The 22142-nt window shown below is 73.3% G+C and carries 12 protein-coding genes; 5 read left to right on the top strand and 7 right to left on the bottom strand.

The window, feature by feature from the left end; genetic code table 11:
• Positions 1-59: 59 nt before the first annotated feature.
• From I2501_RS10270 to I2501_RS10290, 5 genes are all read left to right on the top strand, one after another.
• A complete protein-coding gene (locus I2501_RS10270; RefSeq protein WP_196193551.1) occupies positions 60-9203 on the top strand; it encodes a type I polyketide synthase in 9144 nt (3047 codons plus the stop codon).
• A gap of 8 nt (positions 9204-9211) precedes the next feature.
• On the top strand, positions 9212-11620 hold the full coding sequence (locus tag I2501_RS10275; RefSeq protein ID WP_196193552.1) for a type I polyketide synthase: 2409 nt from the start codon (positions 9212-9214) through the stop codon (positions 11618-11620).
• Positions 11617-12372: a thioesterase II family protein gene (locus I2501_RS10280; protein ID WP_196193553.1), complete on the top strand. Its 756-nt coding sequence runs from the start codon at positions 11617-11619 to the stop codon at positions 12370-12372. Before I2501_RS10275 ends, I2501_RS10280 begins: the two co-directional genes overlap by 4 nt.
• 176 nt (positions 12373-12548) lie before the next feature.
• On the top strand, positions 12549-13586 hold the full coding sequence (locus I2501_RS10285; RefSeq protein WP_196193554.1) for a ketoacyl-ACP synthase III family protein: 1038 nt from the start codon (positions 12549-12551) through the stop codon (positions 13584-13586).
• Between the two features lie 103 nt (positions 13587-13689).
• Positions 13690-14040 carry a YrdB family protein gene (locus tag I2501_RS10290; RefSeq protein ID WP_196193555.1) on the top strand — a complete coding sequence of 117 codons (351 nt, stop codon included), beginning with the start codon at positions 13690-13692 and terminating at the stop codon, positions 14038-14040.
• A gap of 84 nt (positions 14041-14124) precedes the next feature.
• Here I2501_RS10290 and I2501_RS10295 read toward each other — a convergent pair whose 3' ends face one another.
• From I2501_RS10295 to I2501_RS10325, 7 genes are all read right to left on the bottom strand, one after another.
• Positions 14125-15732 carry an amino acid adenylation domain-containing protein gene (locus I2501_RS10295; protein ID WP_196193556.1) on the bottom strand — a complete coding sequence of 536 codons (1608 nt, stop codon included), beginning with the start codon at positions 15730-15732 and terminating at the stop codon, positions 14125-14127.
• Between the two features lie 53 nt (positions 15733-15785).
• Positions 15786-16034, bottom strand: a complete 249-nt coding sequence (locus I2501_RS10300) for an acyl carrier protein (protein ID WP_196193557.1) — start codon at positions 16032-16034, stop codon at positions 15786-15788.
• Between the two features lie 170 nt (positions 16035-16204).
• Positions 16205-16525, bottom strand: coding sequence for a DUF6059 family protein (locus I2501_RS39185; RefSeq protein ID WP_196193558.1), 321 nt, complete (start codon positions 16523-16525; stop codon positions 16205-16207).
• Complete coding sequence (locus I2501_RS10310; RefSeq protein WP_196193559.1) at positions 16522-17601, bottom strand: SRPBCC family protein; 1080 nt, start codon at positions 17599-17601, stop codon at positions 16522-16524. The genes I2501_RS39185 and I2501_RS10310 overlap by 4 nt, the downstream gene beginning before the upstream one ends.
• Positions 17602-18040: 439 nt before the next feature.
• Positions 18041-18859 (bottom strand): AfsR/SARP family transcriptional regulator, encoded by an 819-nt coding sequence (locus I2501_RS10315; RefSeq protein ID WP_196193560.1) that lies wholly within the window; start codon positions 18857-18859, stop codon positions 18041-18043.
• A 249-nt stretch (positions 18860-19108) separates the two neighbouring features.
• Complete coding sequence (locus tag I2501_RS10320) at positions 19109-21343, bottom strand: MMPL family transporter (protein ID WP_196193561.1); 2235 nt, start codon at positions 21341-21343, stop codon at positions 19109-19111.
• Positions 21344-21551: 208 nt separating this feature from the next.
• A complete protein-coding gene (locus I2501_RS10325) occupies positions 21552-22004 on the bottom strand; it encodes a MoaF-related domain-containing protein (protein WP_196193562.1) in 453 nt (150 codons plus the stop codon).
• Positions 22005-22142: the final 138 nt, after the last annotated feature.

Raw genomic sequence — 22142 nt, forward strand, 5'->3', positions numbered from 1 at the left:
GTGCCGGGCACCCCCGCGCCCGGGAGACCCGAACCCTTCCTGTGAGGACGTGCAGACCCATGCAACCGAGCCACGACACCGCTGCTCCTTCTTCCGCCGCACCGGCGACGACGCCGCTGACCCGGGCGATGGACACGATCCGCCGCCTCCGGGCCCAACTCGACGCCGCGAGCGGCCCGCAGCCACTCGCCGTGGTCGGCATCGGGCTGAGGTTGCCCGGCGGCATCGACGATCTCGACGGCTTCTGGCAGGCCCTCTCCGGCGGCGCGGACCTGGTCCGCCAGATGCCGCGCTCGCGGATGGGCCGCTTCGCCCCGGAGTGGGAGACGCTGCCGCACCGCGGCGGATTCCTGGACGAGGTCCTGGAGTTCGACGCCGACTACTTCGGCATCAGCCCCCGCGAGGCCCGCGGCCTGGACCCGCAGCACCGGCTGCTGCTGGAGGTCGCCGCCGAGGCGCTGGACGACGCCGCGATCACCCCCGAGAGCCTGGCCGACGCGCGTACCGGCCTCTACGTCGGCATCACCGGCCAGGACTACCGCGACTGGATGCAGGGCGAGCCGGACGCCTACTGGGCCACCGGCAACGGCCACTGCTTCGCGGCCGGCCGCCTCTCCTACACCCTGGGTCTGACCGGCCCCGCGATGGCCGTCGACACCGCCTGCTCCTCCTCGCTGGTCGCCGTCCACCTGGCCCGGCAGGCGCTGCGCCGCGGCGAGTGCGACACCGCGCTGGTCGGCGGCGTCAACCTGGTGCTGTCGCCGCGCTCGACACGGCTGGTCGAGCAGACCCGCTCGCTCGCGCCGGACGGGCTGTGCAAGCCGTTCGACGCGCGGGCCAACGGCTTCACGCGCGGCGAGGGCGCGGGCGTGCTCGTCCTCAAGCGCCTGGACGACGCCGTCCGCGACGGGGACCGCATCCACGCGGTGATCCAGGGCTCGGCCGTCAACCAGGACGGTCGCTCCAGCGGCTTCACCGCGCCCAACGTCCTCGCCCAGACGGCGCTCATCGGCGAGGCGCTCAAGGACGCAGGGCTGGAGCCCGCCGACATCGGCCTGGTCGAGGCCCACGGCACCGGCACCTCGCTCGGCGACCCGATCGAGATGGAGGGCCTGGCGGGCGCGCTCGGCCGCCGCAACAGCGGTGCGCCGGTGCACGTCGGCTCGGTCAAGGCCAACGTCGGCCACCTGGAGGCGGCGGCGGGCATCGCGGGTCTGATCAAGGCCGTGCTCTGCCTCAAGGAGAAGGCTGTTCCGCCGCTGGTCCACTTCCGCACGCTCAACCCGCGGATCGAGCTGGACGGCACCGGCATCACTTTCGCGCAGGAGCTGACGGAGTGGAACCCGAAGGGTTCCGGCGGTCGCTACGCGGGCGTCAGCTCGTTCGGCATGAGCGGCACCAACGCGCACATCGTGCTGGGGGCCGCTCCGGAGGCCGCTGCCGTTGATGCACAGGCTGTGGACAACATCGACGGCATGGACAACGCCGAGCCGACCGGCTTCGAGCTCTCCGCCGCGACGCCCGGCGCGCTGCGTCAGCTCGCCCGCCGTCACGAGGAGGCGCTGCGGGCGGCGACGGACGCCGACTACGCGGCCTACGCCTACACCGTGACGCTGGGCCGCTCCCGCCAGGCGGTCCGCGCCCGGGTCGCCGCGAGCGACCGGGCCGCCGCGCTGAAGGCCCTCGCCGCCCTGGCGGCCGGGACTCCGGACGCCTCGGTCACCCTGGTCGACGACGCCACGCCCGAGGCGCTGACGTCGCTGCCGCGCCAGGTCCTCACGCTGCCCGCCTACCCGTGGCAGCGCCAGCGCCACGCGCCGGAGGAGTCGGCGGTCGAGACGGCGGTCGAGACGCCCGTCGCCGACACGGCCTCGCTGGCCCGTCAGGCCCTCGCCTGGCGGCCCTGGAGCGCACCGGTCGAGGGCAGTGCAACTGACCAGCTGGTGCTGGCCGGTGACGATGCGGCGATGCTCTCCCTGCTCGCGTCCCGTGCCGCTGCCGGGACGGTGCTCGCCCCGGCCGGTGTCGCGGACCTCGCGCTGGCGGGCGGCTGGGACCGCGCCGAACTCCCGCGCACCCGCGCGGAGTGGGAGCAGTTCTGGGCCGCACGTCCGGCCGGGCCCGCCACGCTGGCGCTCGCGTTCCGCGCGACTGCGCTGCCCGACGCCGCCGGTGACGCCGACCCCGCCGCCGCCGGAGCCGCGCTCTGCGCGGCGACCACGGACGCCGTGCTCGCCCTCGGTGCCGCCGACGGCCGCGCCTTCGCGCTCACCCTGGGCAGCCGCCCGGTGCGCGACGGGGACGCGATCAGCGCCACCGACCACGGTCTGCTGCACGGCCTCGCGCCGGTGCTGGGCTTGGAGTCGCCGCGCAGCTGGGGCGGCGTGGTCGACCTCCCGGCCGAGCCGACCGAGGCGGACGCCGACGCGCTGCTGCGCCTGCTGGCCGCCCCGAACGGCGAGGACCTGGCGGCCGTCCGCGACGGCGAGGTCCTGGTCGCCCGAGTGACCACCTCCGAGTCGTCGAACGTCGAGCCGCTGACGATCCGTCCGGACGCCACCTACCTGCTGACCGGCGGCCTCGGCGGCGTCGGCCGCGCCCTGATCGCCGACTTCGTCCGACGCGGCGCGCGTCATCTGCTGCTGCTCGGCCGCCGCTCGGAGGCCGAACTCGCCGAGCCCGCACGGGAGCTGCTCGCCTCGCTGCGCGCCGACGGCGTCCAGGCGCGCTACGCCGCCGCCGACGTCGCCGACCCGGTCGCGCTGGCGGAGGCCCTCGCCTCGGCCACAGCCGAGGCACCGGGGCTGCCGGAGATCCGCGGCGTCGTCCACGCCGCCGGCACCCTCCCGCGCGGCGCGCTGGCCGACGCCGACACGGACGCCTACCTCGCCGCCCTGCGCGGCAAGTTCGACGGCGCGTGGTGGCTGCACCTGCAGAGCGTCAGCGGTCAGTGGCCGCTCGACTTCTTCGTCCAGACCTCGTCGGTCTCCGCGCTGTGGGGCACCGACGGATACGGCGCCTACGCGGCGGCCAACGGCGGCCTGGACGCGATCGGCGCGATCCGCGCGGCCGCCGGACTGCCCTCCAGCGTCGTCGCCTTCGGCCCCTGGGCCCTGGACGGCATGGCCGACGCGGACAGCCGCGCCGACCTGGCCCGGATGGGCGTCGTCTCGCTCACCCCGGAGACCGGCGCGGCGGCGCTGGCGCTGCCCGCCTCGGGCAACGACCCGCTGCTGCTGGCGTGCGAGGTGGACTGGCCGCGCTTCGTCCCGGTGATGTCCTCGCGCCGGGCCCGCCCACTCTTCGACGAGGTGGCGCCGAAGTCCGCTGCCACCGCTGCGGCTTCGGGCACCCCGACGGCCCAGCCGACCGCCGTCGGCACGGGCGCGGCGGAGGTGCTTGCGCTGCCGGAGGCGGTCCGCGCGGCGGGCCTGCGCACGCGCGTCGGCCGCGCGGTCGCCGCGATCCTCGGCCACGCCGAGGGCCGGACGATCGAGGAGGACCGGGGCTTCCTGGACCTCGGCCTCGACTCGATCATGGCCTCCGACCTGGCCACCGGCCTCGCCGACGAGTACGCCGTGCCGCTCTCGGTCACGGACGTCTTCGACCACCCGACGGTCGCCGAACTGACGGACCGGCTGCTGGAGTTGATCGTTCCGGTGACGCCGGTTGCTCCCGTGGCGGCAGCTCCCGTGACTGCACCCGCACCCGCGCCCGTTGCGGCACCGGCCCCGGTCGTTGCTCCCGTTACGCCCGCCGCGACCGTGCCTGTTCCCGTCGAGCGAGTGACGGTGCTCGAACCCGCGACACCCGCAACTCCCGCCGCCCACGAGCCCATCGCCATCGTCGGCATGGCCGGTCGCTTCCCCGGCGCGGACTCCACCGAGGAGCTCTGGACGCTGCTGCGCGAGGGCCGGGACGGCGTCGGCGCGGTCACCACGGACCTGTGGGACCGCGAGCGGCTGACCGACCCCGACCCGGTCAAGGCCGGGCGGATCACCACCGACCAGGGCGGGTTCCTCACCGACCGGGCCCGGTTCGACGCCGGGTTCTTCGGGATCCCCGCCCGTGAGGCGCGCAGCCTCGACCCGCAGCACCGGCTGCTGCTGGAGGTCGCCTGGCACGCCCTGGAGGACAGCGGCACCGACCCGCACGGCCTCAAGGGCAGCCGCACCGGCGTCTGGCTCGGCATCTCCAACTCCGACTACGCCCGCCTGCTGGAGCGCGACGGGCTGGACCAGCTCGACGCGTACTACTCCACCGGCACCGCGCTCAACGCCGCCGCCGGTCGCCTCGCCTTCCTGCTGGGCCTCAACGGTCCCGCGCTGGCGATCGACACCGCCTGCTCCTCGTCCCTCGTCGCGCTGCACCTGGCGATGCGCTCGCTGCGCTCCGGCGAGACGGACACCGCGCTGACGGCCGGCGTGAACGTGATCGCCTCGCCCGAGTGCTCGGTCGCGGTCAGCCGGGCGCACATGCTGTCGCCCGAGGGCCGCTGCAAGACCTTCTCCGCCGAGGCCGACGGCTTCGTCCGCGCGGAGGGCTGCGGCGTGCTGGTGCTGAAGCGGCTCAGCGACGCCGAGCGCGACGGTGACCGGGTGCTGGCCGTGCTGCACGGCAGCGCGGTCAACCAGGACGGCGCGTCCTCCGGGCTCACCGCGCCGAGCGGCAAGGCCCAGCAGGCCGTCATCGCCGCCGCGTTGGCCGACGCGAACGTCACCGGCGCGGACATCGACTACCTGGAGGCGCACGGCACCGGGACCGCCCTCGGCGACCCGATCGAGCTGAACGCCGCCTGGTCCGCCTTCGGCGGCGGTCGCGAGCCGGGTCGGCCGCTGCTGATCGGCTCGGTCAAGAGCAACATCGGCCACTGCGAGTCCGCCTCCGGCGTCGCCGCCGTCATCAAGACGGTGCTGGCGCTGCGTCACGGCGTGCTGCCGGCCAACCTGCACGCGGACTCCCGCAACCCGCGGGTGCCGTGGCGGGAGATGAACCTGCGGGTCGTCGACGAGGCGATCCCGTGGCGGGCCGGTGCGAACGGCGGAAAGCCGCGCCTGGCGGGCGTCTCCGGCTTCGGCTTCTCCGGCACCAACGCCCATGTGATCGTGGGCGAGGCCGCGCCGCGTCCGGCCACCCACGCAGGCTCCGGCGAGGAGCAGGCCGAGGGACCGTTCCTGCTGCCGCTCTCCGCGCCCGACGCGGAGGGACTGACGCGGGTCGCCGCCACCTGGCGGGACCGTCTCGCGCAGGCCACGGACGCGCAGGTGGCCGGGCTGGCCGTGACCGCCGGTCGGGGCAGGGCGCACCTGGGCGTGCGACGCGCCGTCGTCGGCCGCAGCCGTGACGAGCTGGTCTCCGCGCTGGACAAGCAGGAGGCGCACGGCCCGGCGGAGCGGGCGCCCAAGGTGGCGTTCCTCTTCTCCGGCCAGGGCAGCCAGTACTTCGGCATGGGCCGCAGGCTCTACGAGAGCGAGCCGGTCTTCCGCGAGACCTTCGACGCCTGCGACCGGATCGCGGCCCCGGCGCTGGGCATCTCGCTGCACCAACTCCTCTTCCACGGTGTGGAGAAGGACCTGGTCAACCAGACCCGCTACACCCAGCCCGCGCTGGTCTCGCTGGAGTTGGCGCTGGCCGAGCTGTGGCGCTCGTGGGGCGTGACCGCGTCCGCCGTGATCGGGCACAGCGTCGGTGAGGTCGCCGCGGCGATCCACGCCGGGGTGCTGAGCCTGGAGGCGGGCCTCGCGCTGATCACCGAGCGGGCCCGGCTGATGCAGGGCACCGAGCACGGCGGCATGCTGGCCGTCGCGGCGACGCTGGAGCAGGTCACCGAGTGGGTGGCCGAAAGCGGTCTCGGTATCGACATCGCCGCCGTCAACGGCCCGTCGGCCGTGGTCGTCGCCGGTGCGCCCGAGCTGCTGGCCGAGTTCGCCGCGCGGATGAAGGAGCGGAAGGTCCAGGCGCGCAACCTGGTCGTCTCGCACGCCTTCCACTCGCGGCTGATGGAGCCGATCCTGCCGCAGCTGGAGGCGGTGATGGCGCCGTTCTCCTTCGCCGCGCCGCGCATCCCGATCGTCAGCAACGTCACGGGCAAGCTCGCCCGGCCGGACGAGTACGACCCGGCCTACTGGGGCCGTCACGTCCGCCGTCCCGTCATGTTCCACCAGGGAGCCTCGCAGCTGGCCGAGTTGGACATCGACTTCTGCCTGGAGATCGGCCCGGACCGCACGCTCGGCAACCTGGTCGCAGCCGCCGGTCTCGCTCCGGCGGGCGGGGTGGCGCCGTCGCTGCGACGCGGCGGTGACGAGCGGACGACCATGCTGGCCGCCGCCCAGGCCCTCTACCAGCAGGGCACGGAGCTGAACTGGGGAGCCGTCCAGGCGGCGACCGGCGCGGACCGCGCCGAGGCCCCGCGCTACCCGTTCGCGGCGACCCGCTACTGGACCACCACGTCCGCGACCGCTGACGAAGGGTCGAGCGCCGCTGCGGAGGCCGCTCCGCGCAGCACCCGGCACTGGGGGAGCGAGCTTCACTCGCCCGCCCTGTCCGGTCGCGCCTTCTCGTTCGAGCGCCGCTCGGACTTCCCCGCCTACCTGACCGACCACCGCCTCTACGGCACCGTGGTCACCCCGGCCGCCTCGCACCTGGCCACCGTGCTCTCCGCACTCGCGGGCGACGGACGGCCGTTCGCGGTCGAGGACCTGGTCTGCCCGCGCGCGCTGGTCATCAAGGACGGCGAGCGGTACGAGACGCAGATCCTGGTCGACTCGCGTGAGCTGAGCGTCCACTCGCTGCTCGACCCGGAGCGAGGCGTCTGGCAGCGCCACATCAGCGGTCGCGTCGGCGAACCCCGCCCGGCCCTGCACTCGACGCCGGACCGCGCGGCCTTCCAGGCCTCGGCGGAGAGGCACATCAGCGGTGCGGAGTTCTACCAGTACTTCCGGGAGCTGGGCTACACGCTCGGCCCGTCCTTCCGCTGGATCGCCGACGTGTGGATCCGCGGCACCGAGGCGCTGGTCCGCTACGCGCAGCCCGAACTGCCGGACCCGGTGGGCAACTACGAGATCTACCCGGGCCTGATCGACTCCAGCTTCCAGTCCATCGCCGGCTTCATGGTCGACGACGTGGCGGAGGAGGCACCCTCGCTGGCGATCCCGTTCGCCGCGACCAGGATCTCCTTCCCGGGCCGTCCCGAGACGGGCGAGGAGCTGTGGGGCCACGTCAGCGTGACCCGCGCCGAGCCGCTGCCGAACGGCCGCAGCCGGGTGGAGACCGCCGACCTGCACATGTTCCGTGCCGACGGTGCCAGTGTGATGGTCGCCGACGGCTTCCGGGTCCGGCACGCGCCGCGCGCGGTGCTGGAGCACAGCCTGCGCGGCGGCGTCGCGCACGCCTACACGCTCGGCTGGTACCCGCTCGCGCAGGACGCAGACCAGGCCGAGCAGGCCTCGCTGCGGATCCGCCTGGTCGGCGGGACCAACTCCCGTGCCAAGGCGCTGACCAAGGCGCTGCGCGGCCAGGGCCACACGCTGACGACCAGCGCCAAGGGCAGCGCCGACCTGGTGCTCGACGCCCGGCTGCTGGCCTTCGGCGACGACGCTCCCGCCGGTGCGGCCGAGGCGCTCGCCGCCACGACCGGCCTCGCCGTCCAACTGGCCGAACTGACCGACGAGAACAGCAAGCGCGCCCCCTACGTGGTGCTGGCGGGCGCCGACGCGGCGACCGCTCCGGCCCGCGAGAGCGTCTGGGGCATGCTCGCCGCCCTGGAGGTCGAGGACGCCCAACGCCGTCTGCTGCGCGTCGCGTTGGAGCCGGACTGGCAGGCCTCGGACCTCGCCGGGCTGCTGGGCCGCGCGGCTGCCGCCGACGTCGCCGAGTCCCGGTTCGCGCTCGGCGCGGACGGGATCCGGGTGGCCCGGCTGGAGGCGACCGAGGACGCGCCGGAGGAGCCGCACTGGAACGGCGGCGTGCTGATCACCGGTGGCCTCGGCGCCCTCGGCCTCAGCGTGGCCCGCACGGTCGCCGCCCAGGGTGCTCCGGCGGTGACACTGATGGGCCGCTCCCAGCCCGACGAGGTGGCCCGCGCGGTCATCGCCGAGCTGGAGCAGTCCGGCGTCGCGGTGAGCGTCGTCGCAGGCGACGTCACCCGGGCCGAGGACTGCGCCCTGGCGGTAGCCAAGGCCAGCGCCACGACGCCGCTGCGCGGGATCTTCCACCTCGCGGGCGGCACCGACGACCGGCCCTTCGACCAGCTGACCCCGGAGTCCTTCGACCGCGTCTTCGCGGCCAAGGTCTTCGGCGCGGAGAACCTGGCGCAGGCGGCGAGCGAGGCCGGACAGGAGCTGGACGCCTTCGTCCTGTTCTCCTCCGTCTCGGCCCTGCTCGGCTCCGCCGGGCAGGTCAACTACGCGGCGGCCAACGGATATCTGGACGGACTGGCGCAGCGCCTGCGGGCGTCCGGTGTGCCGGCGACGGCCGTCAACTGGGGTCCGTGGGTGCCGCAGGACCGTCCCGGTCTGGCGGGCAACGCGGTGGTGAGCCGCGCGGCGGAGCGGATGGGCGTCAAGCCCCTCGGCGACGAGGAGGCGCGTCCGCTGCTGGCGCTGGCCGTGGCCGGTGGACTGACGCGGATGGCGGCCGTGGCGCTGGACCCCGCCCGCTACGCGGAGCGGCTCGCCGGATCCCCGGCGTCCGCGCTGGTCGAGCGGCTGATCCCGACCGACGCCCCCGACGCCCACTCCCCGGCCGCCGCACCCGCGGCGGGTGACCGGGGTGGGCTGCGCCGCCGCCTGGCGGAGGTGCCCGGCGCGGTCCGCGAGGAGCTGCTGCTGGAGTCGGTCCGCGAGCTGGTCGGCCGGCTGCTGGGCGACCCCGGCGCGGTCCGCGACTCGGTGGGCTTCGCCGACCTGGGCCTGGACTCGATCATGGTGATCGACCTGCGGTCCGAGTTGGAGCACGCCCTCGACCTGGACCTGCCCGCGACGGTGGCCATCGACCACCCGACCGTCTCCGCGCTGACCCGCTGCCTCGCCGAACTGCTCTCCGAAGAGGAGCAGGCGGACGAGCCCGCGCTCGCCGCGCCCGTCACGTCCCTCCCCGCGCCGAACGCGCCGAACGCCGAGTCGGAGCAGGCTGCCGACGCCGACCTCGGTGGACTCAGCCTGGACGAGCTGCTCGAAGCCGTGCGACACGACCTGTCGAATTGAGGACGACCATGCAACTCGAAGAGATCCGCGCCCTGATGGAGGACCAACTCCGGCTCTCCCGCACCCTCAGGAACCGGGTGCGCGAGCTGGAGGACGCCCGCCACTCGCCACTGGCCGTGGTGTCCGTCGCGCTGCGGCTGCCGGGCGGCGTGACCACCCCCGAGCAGTACTGGAACTTCCTGACCTCCGACGCGGACGGCCTCGGCCCGATCCCCGCCGACCGTCCCGGGCTGCGCGCCGTCCACGACCCGCAGCCCGGGCGGCCCGGCCGCTCCTACGTCGACCGCGCCGGATTCCTGGACGAGATCGCCGAGTTCGACCCCGCGTTCTTCGGCATCTCGCAGCGCGAGGCCGAGGCGATCGACCCGCAGCAGCGCCTGCTGCTGGAGACCTCCTGGGAGGCCTTCGAGCGCGCCGGCATCGCGGTGCGCCGCCAGGAGCGCCTCGACGCCGGGGTCTTCCTCGGCATCATGACCTCGGAGTACGCGGAGCGGTTCGCGGGCCGCGAGGACAAGTCCGGCATCGACCCCTACTACGGGATCGGCGCGGGCCACTCGATGGCCGCCGGGCGGATCAGCTACGTGATGGGCTTCTCCGGTCCGGCGCTCAGCGTCGACACGGCCTGCTCGTCCTCGCTGGTCGCGCTGCACCAGGCGACGCAGAGCCTGCGCCGCGAGGAGTGCCGCTACGCCCTGGTGGCGGGGTCCAACCTGCTGATCTCGGCGGACCTGATGGTCTCCCTGTGCCAGAGCCGGGCGCTGTCCCCTGACGGCCGGTCCAAGTCCTTCACGGCCGCCGCCGACGGCTACGGCCGTGGCGAGGGCATCGGCACGATGGTGCTGATGCGGCTCGCCGACGCCGAGGCGGAGGGCCGCCCGGTGCTGGCCGTGCTGCGCGGCACCGCCGTCAACCACGACGGCGCCTCCTCCGGCCTGACCGTGCCCAACGGACCTGCCCAGCAGCAGGTCATCCGGGCCGCCTACCGGGACGCGCGGATCGACCCGGCCGAGGTCGGCTGGGTGGAGGCGCACGGCACCGGCACCTCGCTCGGCGACCCGATCGAGGCCGGGGCGCTGGACGCGGTGGTCGGCTCCGGCGCCAAGGGCCGGACCGCGCCGCTCGCGATCGGCAGCGTCAAGTCCCGCATCGGCCACCTGGAGGCCGCCGCCGGACTGGCCGGGCTGATCAAGGTCGTGCTGATGCTCCGTCACGGCATCATCCCGGCCGCGCTGTCGGAGGCGGACGGCGAGCTGAACAGCTTCATCCCGTGGCAGCGCACCCGCCTCACCGTCCCGCGCGAGTCCGCGCCGTGGCCGGACGCGTTCGCGCGCCGGGTGGCCGGGATCAGCGCCTTCGGCATGAGCGGCACCAACGCCCATGCGGTGCTTGAGGCGTACCAGCCGGCGTCCGAGGTCGCTGCGGAAAGTGCGGGGTCGGAAGCGGAGTTGGTCGTGCTCTCCGCGCGGCACCCCGACAGCCTCTACCAGTTGGCCGTCGGCACCGCCGAGGTACTGGAGCAGGCGGACGCGGCTCGGCTCCACTCGGCCTGCCACACGCTGCGCGTCGGCCGCACCGCCTTCGAGTACCGGATCGCCGTCACCGGCGCCACCGGGGTCGAGCTGGCGCAGGCGCTGCGCACGGCCGTCGAGCAGCACACCGCCGCGCCGGTCGGCGAGGCGCCCGCCGTCCGGATCGGCGTGGCCGAAGGTCCGCAACTCGCCGCCGCGCTTGAGGCCTTGGATGCGGCGTACCCGGGCCTGGTCCCTGCGGGTGGCGGCCTGCGCGAGCTGCTGGCCGGGCTCGGCGTCCGCGTCCAGTCCGGCGAGGTGACGCTGCCCGGCGGCGTCCACGCCGCGCTGGAGCTGGAGGGCGGCACGCTCCTCGCGCTGGTCGGCGCGGACCCGGCGCAGACGCCGTCGCTGCTGCTGACCGCGCTCGCCGCGCTGCACGACGCCGGCGCCGAACTCCGCCTGGACGCCCTGCGTCCGGCCGGGGCCGAGCTGCTCGGCGACCTGCCGACCTACGCCTTCCGCCGTCGCCGCTGCTGGGTCGACGAGGTGGTGCACGCCGGCGCGGGCGGCACTGTGGCGCAGGACCAAGGCACGCCGGACGAGGAGTCCGGCTCGGCGGCGGAGGGCGTCCACGAGGTCGAGCAGTTCCTGCGCACCAAGCTCGCCGAGGTGCTGCGCGCCGACGAGCTCGACGGCACCCGCCCGTTCGCGGAGGTGGGCGGCGACTCGTTCTGCGCCATGCAGCTCACCATCGCCATCGAGGAGGAGTACGGCGTCGAGGACGTCCCGCTGGACCACTTCCTTGAGGAGATCCCGCTGGACGAACTCTTCCTGCGCCTCAGCACCTTCGTCGTCAGCAGCACCCTCAAAGCTGGGCTCACCGAAGACATGGAGCAGAGCGCATGACCCCCTTTGTGCGGCCGCGTCCGGTGGAGAAGCCGCGACTGCGCCTGATCGGCTTCCACCACGCGGGCGGTTCCGCGTCCGTCTACTACCCCATGAGCCGGGCGCTGCCCGATGACTGGGACCTGGTCCTGCTCGACCTGCCCGGCCGCGGCAAGCGCCACGGCCAGCAGCCGCTCCACGACATGGAGGAGCTGGTCGACCTGGCCGTCGCGGACGTCCAGCCGTGGCTGGACGCGCCGTTCGCGATCTTCGGGCACAGCCTCGGCGCGATCCTGGCGGTCGAGGTCTCGCGTCGGCTCCAGGCGAGCGGCAACGCGCCGTCCTTCGTCGTCGTCTCCGGCCGGGCCGCCCCGGCCTACCAGGCGCAGGTCTCGCGCGGCCTGCACGAGCTGGAGGACGACGAGCTGCTCGCCGAGCTGCTCGCGCTGGGCGGCACGCCGGACCGGATCCGCGAGGTGCCGGGCTTCGTCGAGCGGTTCCTGCGGATCAGCCGGGCCGACCTGAAGGCCGTCGACTCCTACAAGCCCTCGGCCGACCGGGCGCCGCTGCGTTGCCCGATCCTCGCCTTCGGCGGGATGGGCGACGCCTGGGCGCCGCTGGACATGGTCCTGGCCTGGGAGGAGGAGACCAGCGGGGACTTCCACACCCGCTTCTTCCCCGGCGGTCACTTCTACTTCCTGGGCGAGCCGTTCGCCCACTTCACCCGCCAACTGGTCACGGACGCACGGGAGCTGGCACTGGTGGCTGCCTAAGGTACGCAGGACGACGGCGCCGACCGATCCGCGTGATCGGTCGGCGCCGTCGTGCGTGCCACCGCAGTTCAAGGGGCGTTCGAGGACGGAGGCCGATGCTGGGACCGTCGGCTGGCGCAGGCCGACCCGCAGCACGATCCCCGGACAGTTCGTCCCCACCACCAGAGGAGCACGCCATGCGCTGGCAGAACCTGTACATCGCCGGTCTCGGCGCCTACCTGCCGGAGCAGGTCTTCACCGCCGAGCAGGCGGTGGCGGACGGCCTCTACGGCGAGGGCGAGCGCGAGGCCAACGGCTACCGCGCCGTCCGGGTCGCCTCCGACGAGGAGACCGGCCCGGTCATGGCCGCCGCCGCCGGCCGCCAGGCCGTCGAGCGCTCGGGCATCGCCGCCGAGGACTTCGCGGTGACCGTCCACGCCAGCGTCGGCCACCAGGGCCAGGACGTCTGGACGCCCGCCCACTACGTGCAGAACGAGACGGTCGGCGGCCACGGCGCGGCCTTCGAGGTGCGTCAGGGCTCCAACAGCGGCCTGGCCGCCACCGAGGTCGCGGCCTCCTGGATCGCCGCCCGCCCGGAGCACAAGGCCGCCCTGGTCACCACCGGCGACGCGTTCAAGCTGCCCTACTGGGACCGCTGGAAGGCCGACGACCAGGTCGTCTACGGTGACGGCGCGGGCGCGGTCGTCCTCTCGACCGAGGGCGGCTTCCTGAAGGTCCGCTCCACCGCGAGCCACGGCGACCCGTCCCTGGAGCCGCTCTACCGCGGCAGCGACGCGTGGACCCCGGCGCCGTTCTACAACGGCGAGGCCGTCGACCTGGCGGGCCGCAAGAAGGCCTGGCTGACCCGTAACGAGGGCGGCTACGACGAGGCGATCGCCCGTATCAACAAGAACTTCGGCGCGGTCCTCACCCAGGCCCTCGCCGATGCCGACACCGAGCTCGGCGACACCCAGTGGTTCATCCACGCCAACATGTCCAAGACCATCGTCGAGTGGGGCTTCCACGGCGCCCTCGGCCTGGACCCCGACAGCACCGTCTACGACTGGGGCCTCGACTACGCCCACATGGGCGGCGGCGACCAGATCATCGGCCTGAACCGGCTCGTCGAGACCGGTCGGCCCAAGCCCGGCGACCTGATCGTCACCGCGGGCGCGGGCATCGGCTTCATGTGGACCGTCGCCGTGCTCGAGGTGCTGGAAACTCCCTCCTGGTGACCCTGTTCCGTCAGTAGCCTTGTACCAATGACCCGTCGACCGGCCGGTCCCCGCAGAACCTTGTCGGGACCGGCCGGTCGGCCTGCCTGGAGGGTGACCTTCCGTGCTTGACCTGGCCAAGAACGCCAACGCCGGCCTGGCGTTCCTGCTGGAGCTCGTGGTGTACGTGTCCGTCTGCGGCTGGGGGTTCACCGCCAGCCCCAAACTGCTGCTCCGTCTGCTCTTCGGCCTCGGTGGGCCGATCCTGATGATCGTGCTGTGGGCGCTGTTCGGCGCACCCAACGGCGCGCCGTACCCGCTGCACGGCGTGCCGCGCATCGGGTTCGAGATCGTCTGGTACGGCCTCGGCACCGCGGCGCTCGCAGCCTGGTGGAAGGCCGCGCCCGCCGCGGTCTTCGCCTTCCTCGTCGTGCTCAGCGGCGTCCTCGCCCGCGTCTGGGGCCAGGAGCACTGAGAGCCCCTGCCGAACACCCAGCCGAACCACGAAGGCGCCGCCCGGAGTTGATCCGGGCGGCGCCTTCGTTCCGTTGCCGGTGGCTCAGCCGAGCAGGGCGAGCAGCGCCTTCTCGTCGACCTTGCCGTTGGGCGTCATCGGGAACTCCGCCACGCCCCGGATCACGTCGGGCACCAGGTACGGCGGCAGGCCGGTCGCCAGGGCCGCGCCGAGGCCGACCGGGTCGTCACCGTCCACCCGGTTCTCCGTCTCGCCCGGCACGTAGAAGAGCGCGATCTGCTCCCAGGCCGCCGTCTTGCCCGGGACCGGGACCACCACGGCACGGCGGACGCCCGGCACACGCGTCGCCGCGCTCTCGATCTCGCCGGGCTCGATCCGGTAGCCGCGCACCTTGACCTGGCGGTCGGACCGGCCGCGGAAGTGCAGCACGCCGTTCTCGTCCTTGAAGCCCAGGTCACCGGTCTTGTAGACGCGGATCGGCGTGCCGTCGAGCAGCAGCGTCGGGAACTTCTCCACCGTCAGCTCGGGCAGGCCCAGGTAGCCCTGGGCGAGGCCGGCGCCGCCGATGCAGATCTCGCCCTCCTCGCGCGGCGCGGCCGTCCGGCCGTCGACCACGACCAGCACGTCCGTGGCGGCGACCGGGACGCCGATCGGCAGGCCGCCGGGGGTCCCCAGGTCGGCGACGCCCAGCTCGTGCGTGGTGGCGTAGATGCAGCTCTCCACCGGGCCGTAGGCGTTGAAGAGGCGGACCTGCGGCAGCTCCGTCAGGAACCGCTCGATGTGCGCCACCGACAGCCGCTCGCCGCCGGTGTAGACGGCGTCGACGCCCTGGAAGCACTCCAGGTCCATGTCCACGAAGAGGTTGAACAGCGAGGAGGTGAGGAAGACGGTGTCCACGCCGTGGTCGGCGACCGCGTCCCGCAGCACGCCGGGGAGCAGGTAGTCGTCCTCGCTGATCACCACCGTGCCGCCGGTGGTCAGCATGCCCCAGACCTCCAGGCTGAACGCGTCCCACGCGCACGGCGCGGCCTGCAGCGTGCCGCCGCCGGGACGGTAGCCGGGGAGGCCGTCGGGGCCGCCGAAGAGGCGGGTGGTGGCCTGGTGCGTGGAGACGACGCCCTTGGGCGTGCCGGTGGTGCCGGAGGTGAAGAAGACGCAGGCGGCGTCGGTCGCGTCGACCTCCACCTGGCCGGGACGACCGCCGCGCTCGGCGGCCTCCGTCAGCGGCTCGACCGGCGGCTCCCAGCGGGCCATGGCCTCGCGGACGTCGGCCTCCAGGCTCGCGACGGCGGCGTCGGCCACCTCGGCGGCGTCGGAGACGAACACCTTGGGCTGGAGCTGTCCCAGCAGCCCGGCCACCCGGTCGGCGGGCCAGCGGTGGTCGAACGCGGCGTAGGCGGCTCCGGTGCTCAACACGCCCAGCAGCACGGCGAACTGCTGCGGCGAACGCGGCATCCGGACCGGGACGACGTCCCCGGGGCCGATCCCGAACTCGGCGAGCCGGACGGCGTACGCGCCGGCCGCGGCGTCCAGGGTCCGGTAGTCGACGGCGTTGCCGCGGAAGACGACGGCGGCCGCGTCGGGACGTTCGGCGGCCTGGGCGGCCACGGCCGCGTGGATGGTCGGGAACCCGGCGCCCGGGTTCGCCTCGGCCCCGCCGGACTCCGCCGGGGCCGTCAACAGGTCGGTCATGTCAGCATCCTTCGTCTGGGGGCGCGAGGCGGCGCGGTGTCTCTGATTAATCGTCAGGCGGCGGGGACGGCACCCTGGATGGCGCTGAAGATGGCGCCGAGGCGCTTGTCCGCCAGCAGCGGGCCGACCGGCATCCGGTGCCCGGTCTCCTTCTCGACGGCGGCGACCAGACGCAGCACGTGCAGGGAGTCCCAGGCCACCGGGCCGCCGTCGGCGGGCAGGCCGTCGGTCAGGTCGATGCCGTTGAGCGGCAGCTTCAGGTCGTCGCGGACGATACGGATGAAGGTGCTCTCGGTGATCATGCGGACCTCTCCGGAGGGCGGGAGTGAACAACGGGAATGAGCAAGGGCGTGGGCGCGCGCAGAATCGGTGCAGCCCGGACCGCCACAGACTGCGGCAGCGCGCTAGAGCCGGACTCGCGCCGTGGACTCGCGTGGGGACTCGCGTCGGGATTCGCGTGGTGAAGGTGTGCTCAGTGCGTGGATTCGGGCCAGAGCTCGGCCAGTTCGGCCAACTGCTCGGCGAGCACCGACTCGGCGGCGGTGAGCGGCACGTCCCCGCAGAGCCGCTCCGGATGCCCGGCGGAGGGCCCGCACAGACGGCGGCGCCGCACGGGGGCGTCGTGCGGGGACCAGCGGCCGTCCCACTCCGCGCAGGGCGGGGCCAGCATGCAGAGGCCGATCGATCCGAAGACCGTGAGCGCCTTCAGGACGTGCAGCAGCGCCCCGCGTACCAGCAGCAGCGCCGTCGGCTGCTGCCGTCCTGCCCGTCTCGTCGGTCTGGTCGCTCTCACGTCGGGCCTTGGACATCGGGGGCGACCAGGTCGCGCAGGCCGGCCAGCAGCAGTTCGTCCTCGACGAGGACCGCGTCGCGCACCTGCTGCCTGGCCTGGGTGAGCGTCACATCCGCGCCGAACTGGGCGAAGACGCCGACCGCGTCGAGCGTGACCGTGTGCCGCACCGTGATCAGCGCCTTGTCGGCGGCGATCGCCCGGACCGACCAGCGGCCGGTGTGCGCGGCGACCGAGGGCGGCGGGTCCAGCTCCTTGAACACCAGCTCGTGGGTGGCCCGTTCGGCGCCGGGGTCCGCTGCGGCTGCCTCGGCGTCCTCCGGATGGTGCGGCTCCGGGGTCTCCGGCTTGTCCAGGCGGAACGTGGTCGGGGGCAGCGCGATCTGCATCTGCCGACGCCGGGCGGTCTCGCCGTCCGGGGCGACCCGGACGAGCTGGAGCACGGTCACCCGGTGCCCGCCGCCGTTCCACAACCCGTGCGTGCCGTGCGCCTCCGCCGAGCGGACCTGCGGGAGCCGTGTCCACAGCTCCGGCCGGTCCAGCTGCGCGATCGCCTCCGGATGGTCGGGGCCGACCGGCAGCACGGTGGTGGCGCGGACCTCGAACTGCAGGTCCGCATGGCCGGACCCGGTGTGCACCGACGACCGCAGCGCGTGCAACTGGCCGACGGCGGCGGCCCCGAGCTGCTCCTGCAACTGCTCGTACTGCGCGTCGTCGCGCACCTCCGCGGTGAAGTCCTGCCGCAGCAGCACCCGGCAGCGTCCACTGCCGCGGTCCACGACGTGCCACTCACCGCAGGTGAACGCGAGCGGGTCGGCGGGCTCCACCCGCTGGAACGTGATGCTGCGGCGCTCCCAGTCCAGCCGCCGGGTGGAGGTCCAGGCATACGGCCTGCCCTCGCTCACTGACCAGATCCGGCCGAGCTGACGGGTGCTCTCGTCCTCCAGCACCTCGGTGTGCACCACCTCGTCGAACAGCTGCGGCCAGGTGGCGAGATCGGCGAGCAGACCGAAGACGCTGGTGGCGTCCATGAGGAGGTCGACCCCGTTCGCGGTGGTGAGTCGCCTTGTGTCCGGCATGGTAGTAGGAGTCCCTTCGGAGGCCGGCGTTCGCTTCTCCCCGGGGCGCCGGCCGGTGACGGTGCTGAGGGTGGGTGGGGAGGGGAGAGCGACGCCTCGGCGTTCCGTCCTTTCCTCGCTCTGCTGCATACCGATCGCGTACGTTCGAGGCAGCTCCGTCATGGTGCGTGCGCACCCTCGAACGATGCTCGACTCCCCATCGCGCGGGGGACGTTGCACCACCAGGGGCGCGAGGAACTGCGCGAGAAACCACGCTGTCCGGATGGCCCTGATCGTTCGGGGCTCTACCTGTCTGGGTGGCTTGTCGCGCAGTTCCCCGCGCCCCTGATGGTGCAACTACCTGCGGCAGCGAACGCCGTGACCTCTCGCGCCCACGCGGCGGAGCCGCATATCAGCAGAGTCCCGCGCCCCTGGGTGGCGCTTCGCGCCACGGCACCGCCTACGCGGCGAAGAGCTCCAGCAGCGGTCGCTCCCGGGTGTCCAGGGTGTCCAGCGCGGGATCCGCGGACAGCATCGCCTGGTGCAGGCGCTGAAGCCCCATGCACGGCTCGATGCCCAGCTCCTCGACGATGCGGCGACGGAGCCGCTGGTAGACCTCCAGCGCCCGCCACTGCTTCCCCGAGCGGTAGAACGCGGTCATGCACTGCGCGTGCAGCCGCTCGTTGAGCGGGTGACGTGCCGTCAGCTCGATGAGCTCGGTGAGCATTTCGGAGTGGTGCCCGAGCCGCAGCTCGGCCTCCACCCGGCACTCGAGGACGCCCAGCCGGCTCTCCTCCAGGCGGGCCAGCTCGATCTCCAGGACCGGGCCGACAGGCACGTCGACCAGGCCCGGACCGCGCCACAGCTCCAGCGCGCGGGTGTAGAGGCGGACGGCCTCCGCGTCGTCGCCGGCCTGGAACTCGGCGTGGCCCTCGGTGGCCAGACGGTCGTACTCGTGCACGTCCACCGCGCCCGGCTGGACCTCCAGCAGGTAGCCGCGGTGGCGGGTGGAGAGGATGCCCTTGGCCGCGCCCGGGTTCAGTTCGCCCAGGGAGGCCGCCAACAGCCGCCGCAGCTGCAGGATGTAGGTCTGCAGCGTGGTGAGGGAGCTGCGCGGCATGTTGCTGCCCCAGATCTCCTCGATGAGCGTGGGGACGGGGACGACCTGGTTGGCGTAGACCGCCAGCAGGGCCAGCACCTGGCGCGGCTTGCCCGCGCTAGGGACGATGGATCTGCCGCCGGCCTCCGCGGACAGGGGTCCCAGAATCCCGATCTCCATGGTTCCTCCGTGGTGAGCCGACCCGCTGTTGATGCGGGCTTGACGTCGTGTCGAGATTCCCGACGTCACGACTGTCACATTCCGAGGATGTGCGGCGACAGTGTCAGGTACCGCAGTCGGCCGTGAGTTCCCAACGTCCGAGTCGTGAAATATTCACGACCGATCGTTCGGTTGCGCGCAACCGCCCCCGTCGCGGACAGGTCGACGGGGGCGGCGCGGCGTGCGTAACCAGTGCTGACAGAAGGGCGCTCAGCCCGCGGCCACGGGCTCTCCCGCGTCCTCCGGGCTGTCCTCGTCGGCCACCGCAGGCGTGGCCGGCGAGGCCGCTGAGGCGGCCGTGGCGCCCGTGTGGCGCTCCGAGCGGCGCCAGTTGCGCTCGCCCAACAGCGTCATCACCGAGGGCAGCAGCACCCCGCGGATGACGGTCGCGTCGACCAGCACCGCGACGGCGAGGCCCACGCCGACCTCCTTCATCGAGGTCACCGACAGCGTGCCGAAGATGGCGAACACGCCCACCATGATCAGCGCGGCGCTGCTGACCACGCCCGCCGTGCTGCCGATGCCGCGGGCGACCGCGGTCTTGGTGTCCAGGCCCTGGTCGTGGCCCTCCTTGATCCGGGACACCACGAAGACGTGGTAGTCCATGCTCAGACCGAAGAGGATGACGAAGAGGAAGAGCGGCAGCCAGGACGTGATCGCGCCGACCGTCCGCGCCCCGATCAGCGAGGCCGCGAAGCCGTGCTGGAAGACCAGCGTCAGCGCGCCGTACGCCGCTCCGACCGAGAGCAGGTTGAGCAGCGCCGCCGTGATCGCGATGACGATGGAGCGGAACGAGATCAGCATCAGTGCGAAGGCCAGCGCGATGACGAAGGCAAAGACCGGCAGCGCGCTGTTCGAGAGCTGCTTGCTGAAGTCCACCGACGCGGCGGTGTCGCCCGCGACGTCGACCTCCGCGCCCGGCAGCTTGCCGAGCGTGGCCGGGATGACCTGGCCGCGCAGCACGTTGAGCGCGGCGACGCTGGGCGCGTCGGTGCCGGTGCCGTCCAGGGTGACGGTGATGACCGCGATGTCCTTGTCGGCGTGGACGGTCTCGGTGATCGGCTCGTGCAGCTTGCCGGTCGCCAGCGCGGCCTGCTTGAAGGCGGCGAAGGCCTGCGTCTGGGCGGGGTCACCGACGGCGGAGGAGCGCACCACCACGGTGGCCGGCAGCGGGCTGCCGGGGAAGGCCTTGGCGATCAACTCGCCGGTGCGCACCACCGAGTTGCTGCTCGGCAGCTCCTGGGAGGCCGTCAACTGCGCGGTGTGCATGCCCAGCACGGGCACCGCGAGGCCCAGTAGCGCCAGCGTGGCGACCAGGGCGGAGATCAACGGCCGGGCCAGGACGGTGCGCAGCACCGGCGCCAGCAGGCGACCACCCTCGGGGGAGGGACGACGACGGCCGAGGAACGGGATGCGCAGCCGGTCCACCTTGTCGCCGAGCATCGACAGCAGCGCCGGAAGCACCGTCAGCGAGCCCAGCACCGCGACCAGCACGACCACGATGGTCGCCACGCCCATGGCCCGGAAGTCGGCGATCCCGGTGAGGAACATGCCCGCCATGGCGACCATCACGGTCAGGCCGGAGACCAGCACCGAGTGGCCGGAGGTCTCCGCCGCGATCCGCAGCGCGGTCTCCGGGTCCTTGCCCGCAGCCCGCTCCTCGCGCTCCCGGCTGAGGTAGAAGAGGCAGTAGTCCACGCCGACGGCCAGACCCACCAGCAGCATCACCGAGGAGGCGTCGGAGCTGGTCGGCACCAGCTTGGTGGTCAGCGCGACCAGCCCGAAAGCGCCGGTGAACGCGGTGACCGCGAGCACCACCGGCAGCACGGCGGCGACCAGCGCGCCGAAGACGATCAGCAGGATGCCCAGCGCCAGCGGCACCGCCGTCCACTCGGCGCCCGCGAAGTCGCTGTTGAAGGTGTCGTTGAACTCCTTCGTCGCACCAGCGGTCCCGTACTCGACGACGGTCGCCTCCGGGTGCTGCTTCTGCACCTTGGCGACCGCGTCGAGCACGGGCTGCACCCGGTCGGCGGCGGTGTCGGGGTCGCCGCTCATCACGAACTCGACCAGCGCGGAGTGGCCGTCGGCCGAGAGGGCGCCGCTGGTGTACGGGCTCTGCACCTGCGCGACGCGCCCGGTGGACTCCACGGCGGCGACGGAGGCGTCGACGATGGCGTGGAAGCGCGGGTCGGTGGCGGTGAAGCCCTGGGACTGGATGAAGACCGACTCGGCGGCGGGCTGGGCCAGCCCCGCCGCGGCCAGGGCGTGCACGGCACGCCCCGACTCACCGACGCCGTTGTCGGCGTCGGTGGTGTTCTTCGTTCCGGCCATGCTGCCGAGCGTGGTCGCGAGGACCACGAAGAGCAGCCAGCCGAAGACGGCGGTCTTGCGGTGCCGGGCGCTCCAGTCGCCTACGGCGACCGTGAGCCGGGACCTGTTGGACATGGGAGGAGCCTCCTTGGGAATGGGTCCGCAAGGGGGATCGGTCCGCCAGTGCCCTCACCGGGCACGCCCCTGCGGTCGTAGTCGGGTCGACCGGGCAGTCACCGTCGTCGCAGGGCCGCCGGCCCGGCGGTGGTCCGCTCCCGCTGGGGGAGGAACCCTGGTGGCAGCGCCCGGCCGGACCGTGTTGCGTGATCGCGTGCGCGGGATGTCAGCCGGCCAGGCAGGTGACGGTTCCCTTGTGCTGCTCGCCGACCTGGTTGCCGGAGCTGTCCGGGTAGCTCCAGAACAGCTGCATGGTGCCGGAGTTGAGGTCCTGCGCCTCGGTGACGGTGAAGTTGCCGGGCTCGATCCAGCTGACGGTGTAGATGCCGTCGGCGACCTTGGCCGTCGACACGTTCTCGGTCAGCACGGTGCCGACCGGGATCCCGAACGGGCCACCGGAGGTGACGGTGGCGGTCAGCTGGGTTCCGGCGGCGTTGTAGGCCATCTTCTCGTTGAAGCCCACGTCGGTCGTCGCCTGGAAGGTGTGCCCGTCCAGCGTGTGGCAGCCGGTGTCGGTCACCCGGGTGGTCGCGGCAGAGGCCGTGGTGACGGCTGCGGTCGTGGTGGCCGCGGCGAGCACGGTGGCCGCCGCCGCGAGCAGGACGGGTCTGGTTCTCATCGGGCGTCTCCTGACTTGTCGGGCATGGTTGATGTCTACGGTGCATCCAGGCGCTCGAACGCTCCTTGAGCCCGGCTCGGCGGCGTGCGAACGGATTTCCGGCAGGTCGCGCCGGGTTTCGCAGTTGGCTGCGGACAG

This window comes from Streptacidiphilus fuscans (genome assembly GCF_015690355.1).
GTDB classification, from domain to species: domain Bacteria; phylum Actinomycetota; class Actinomycetes; order Streptomycetales; family Streptomycetaceae; genus Streptacidiphilus; species Streptacidiphilus fuscans.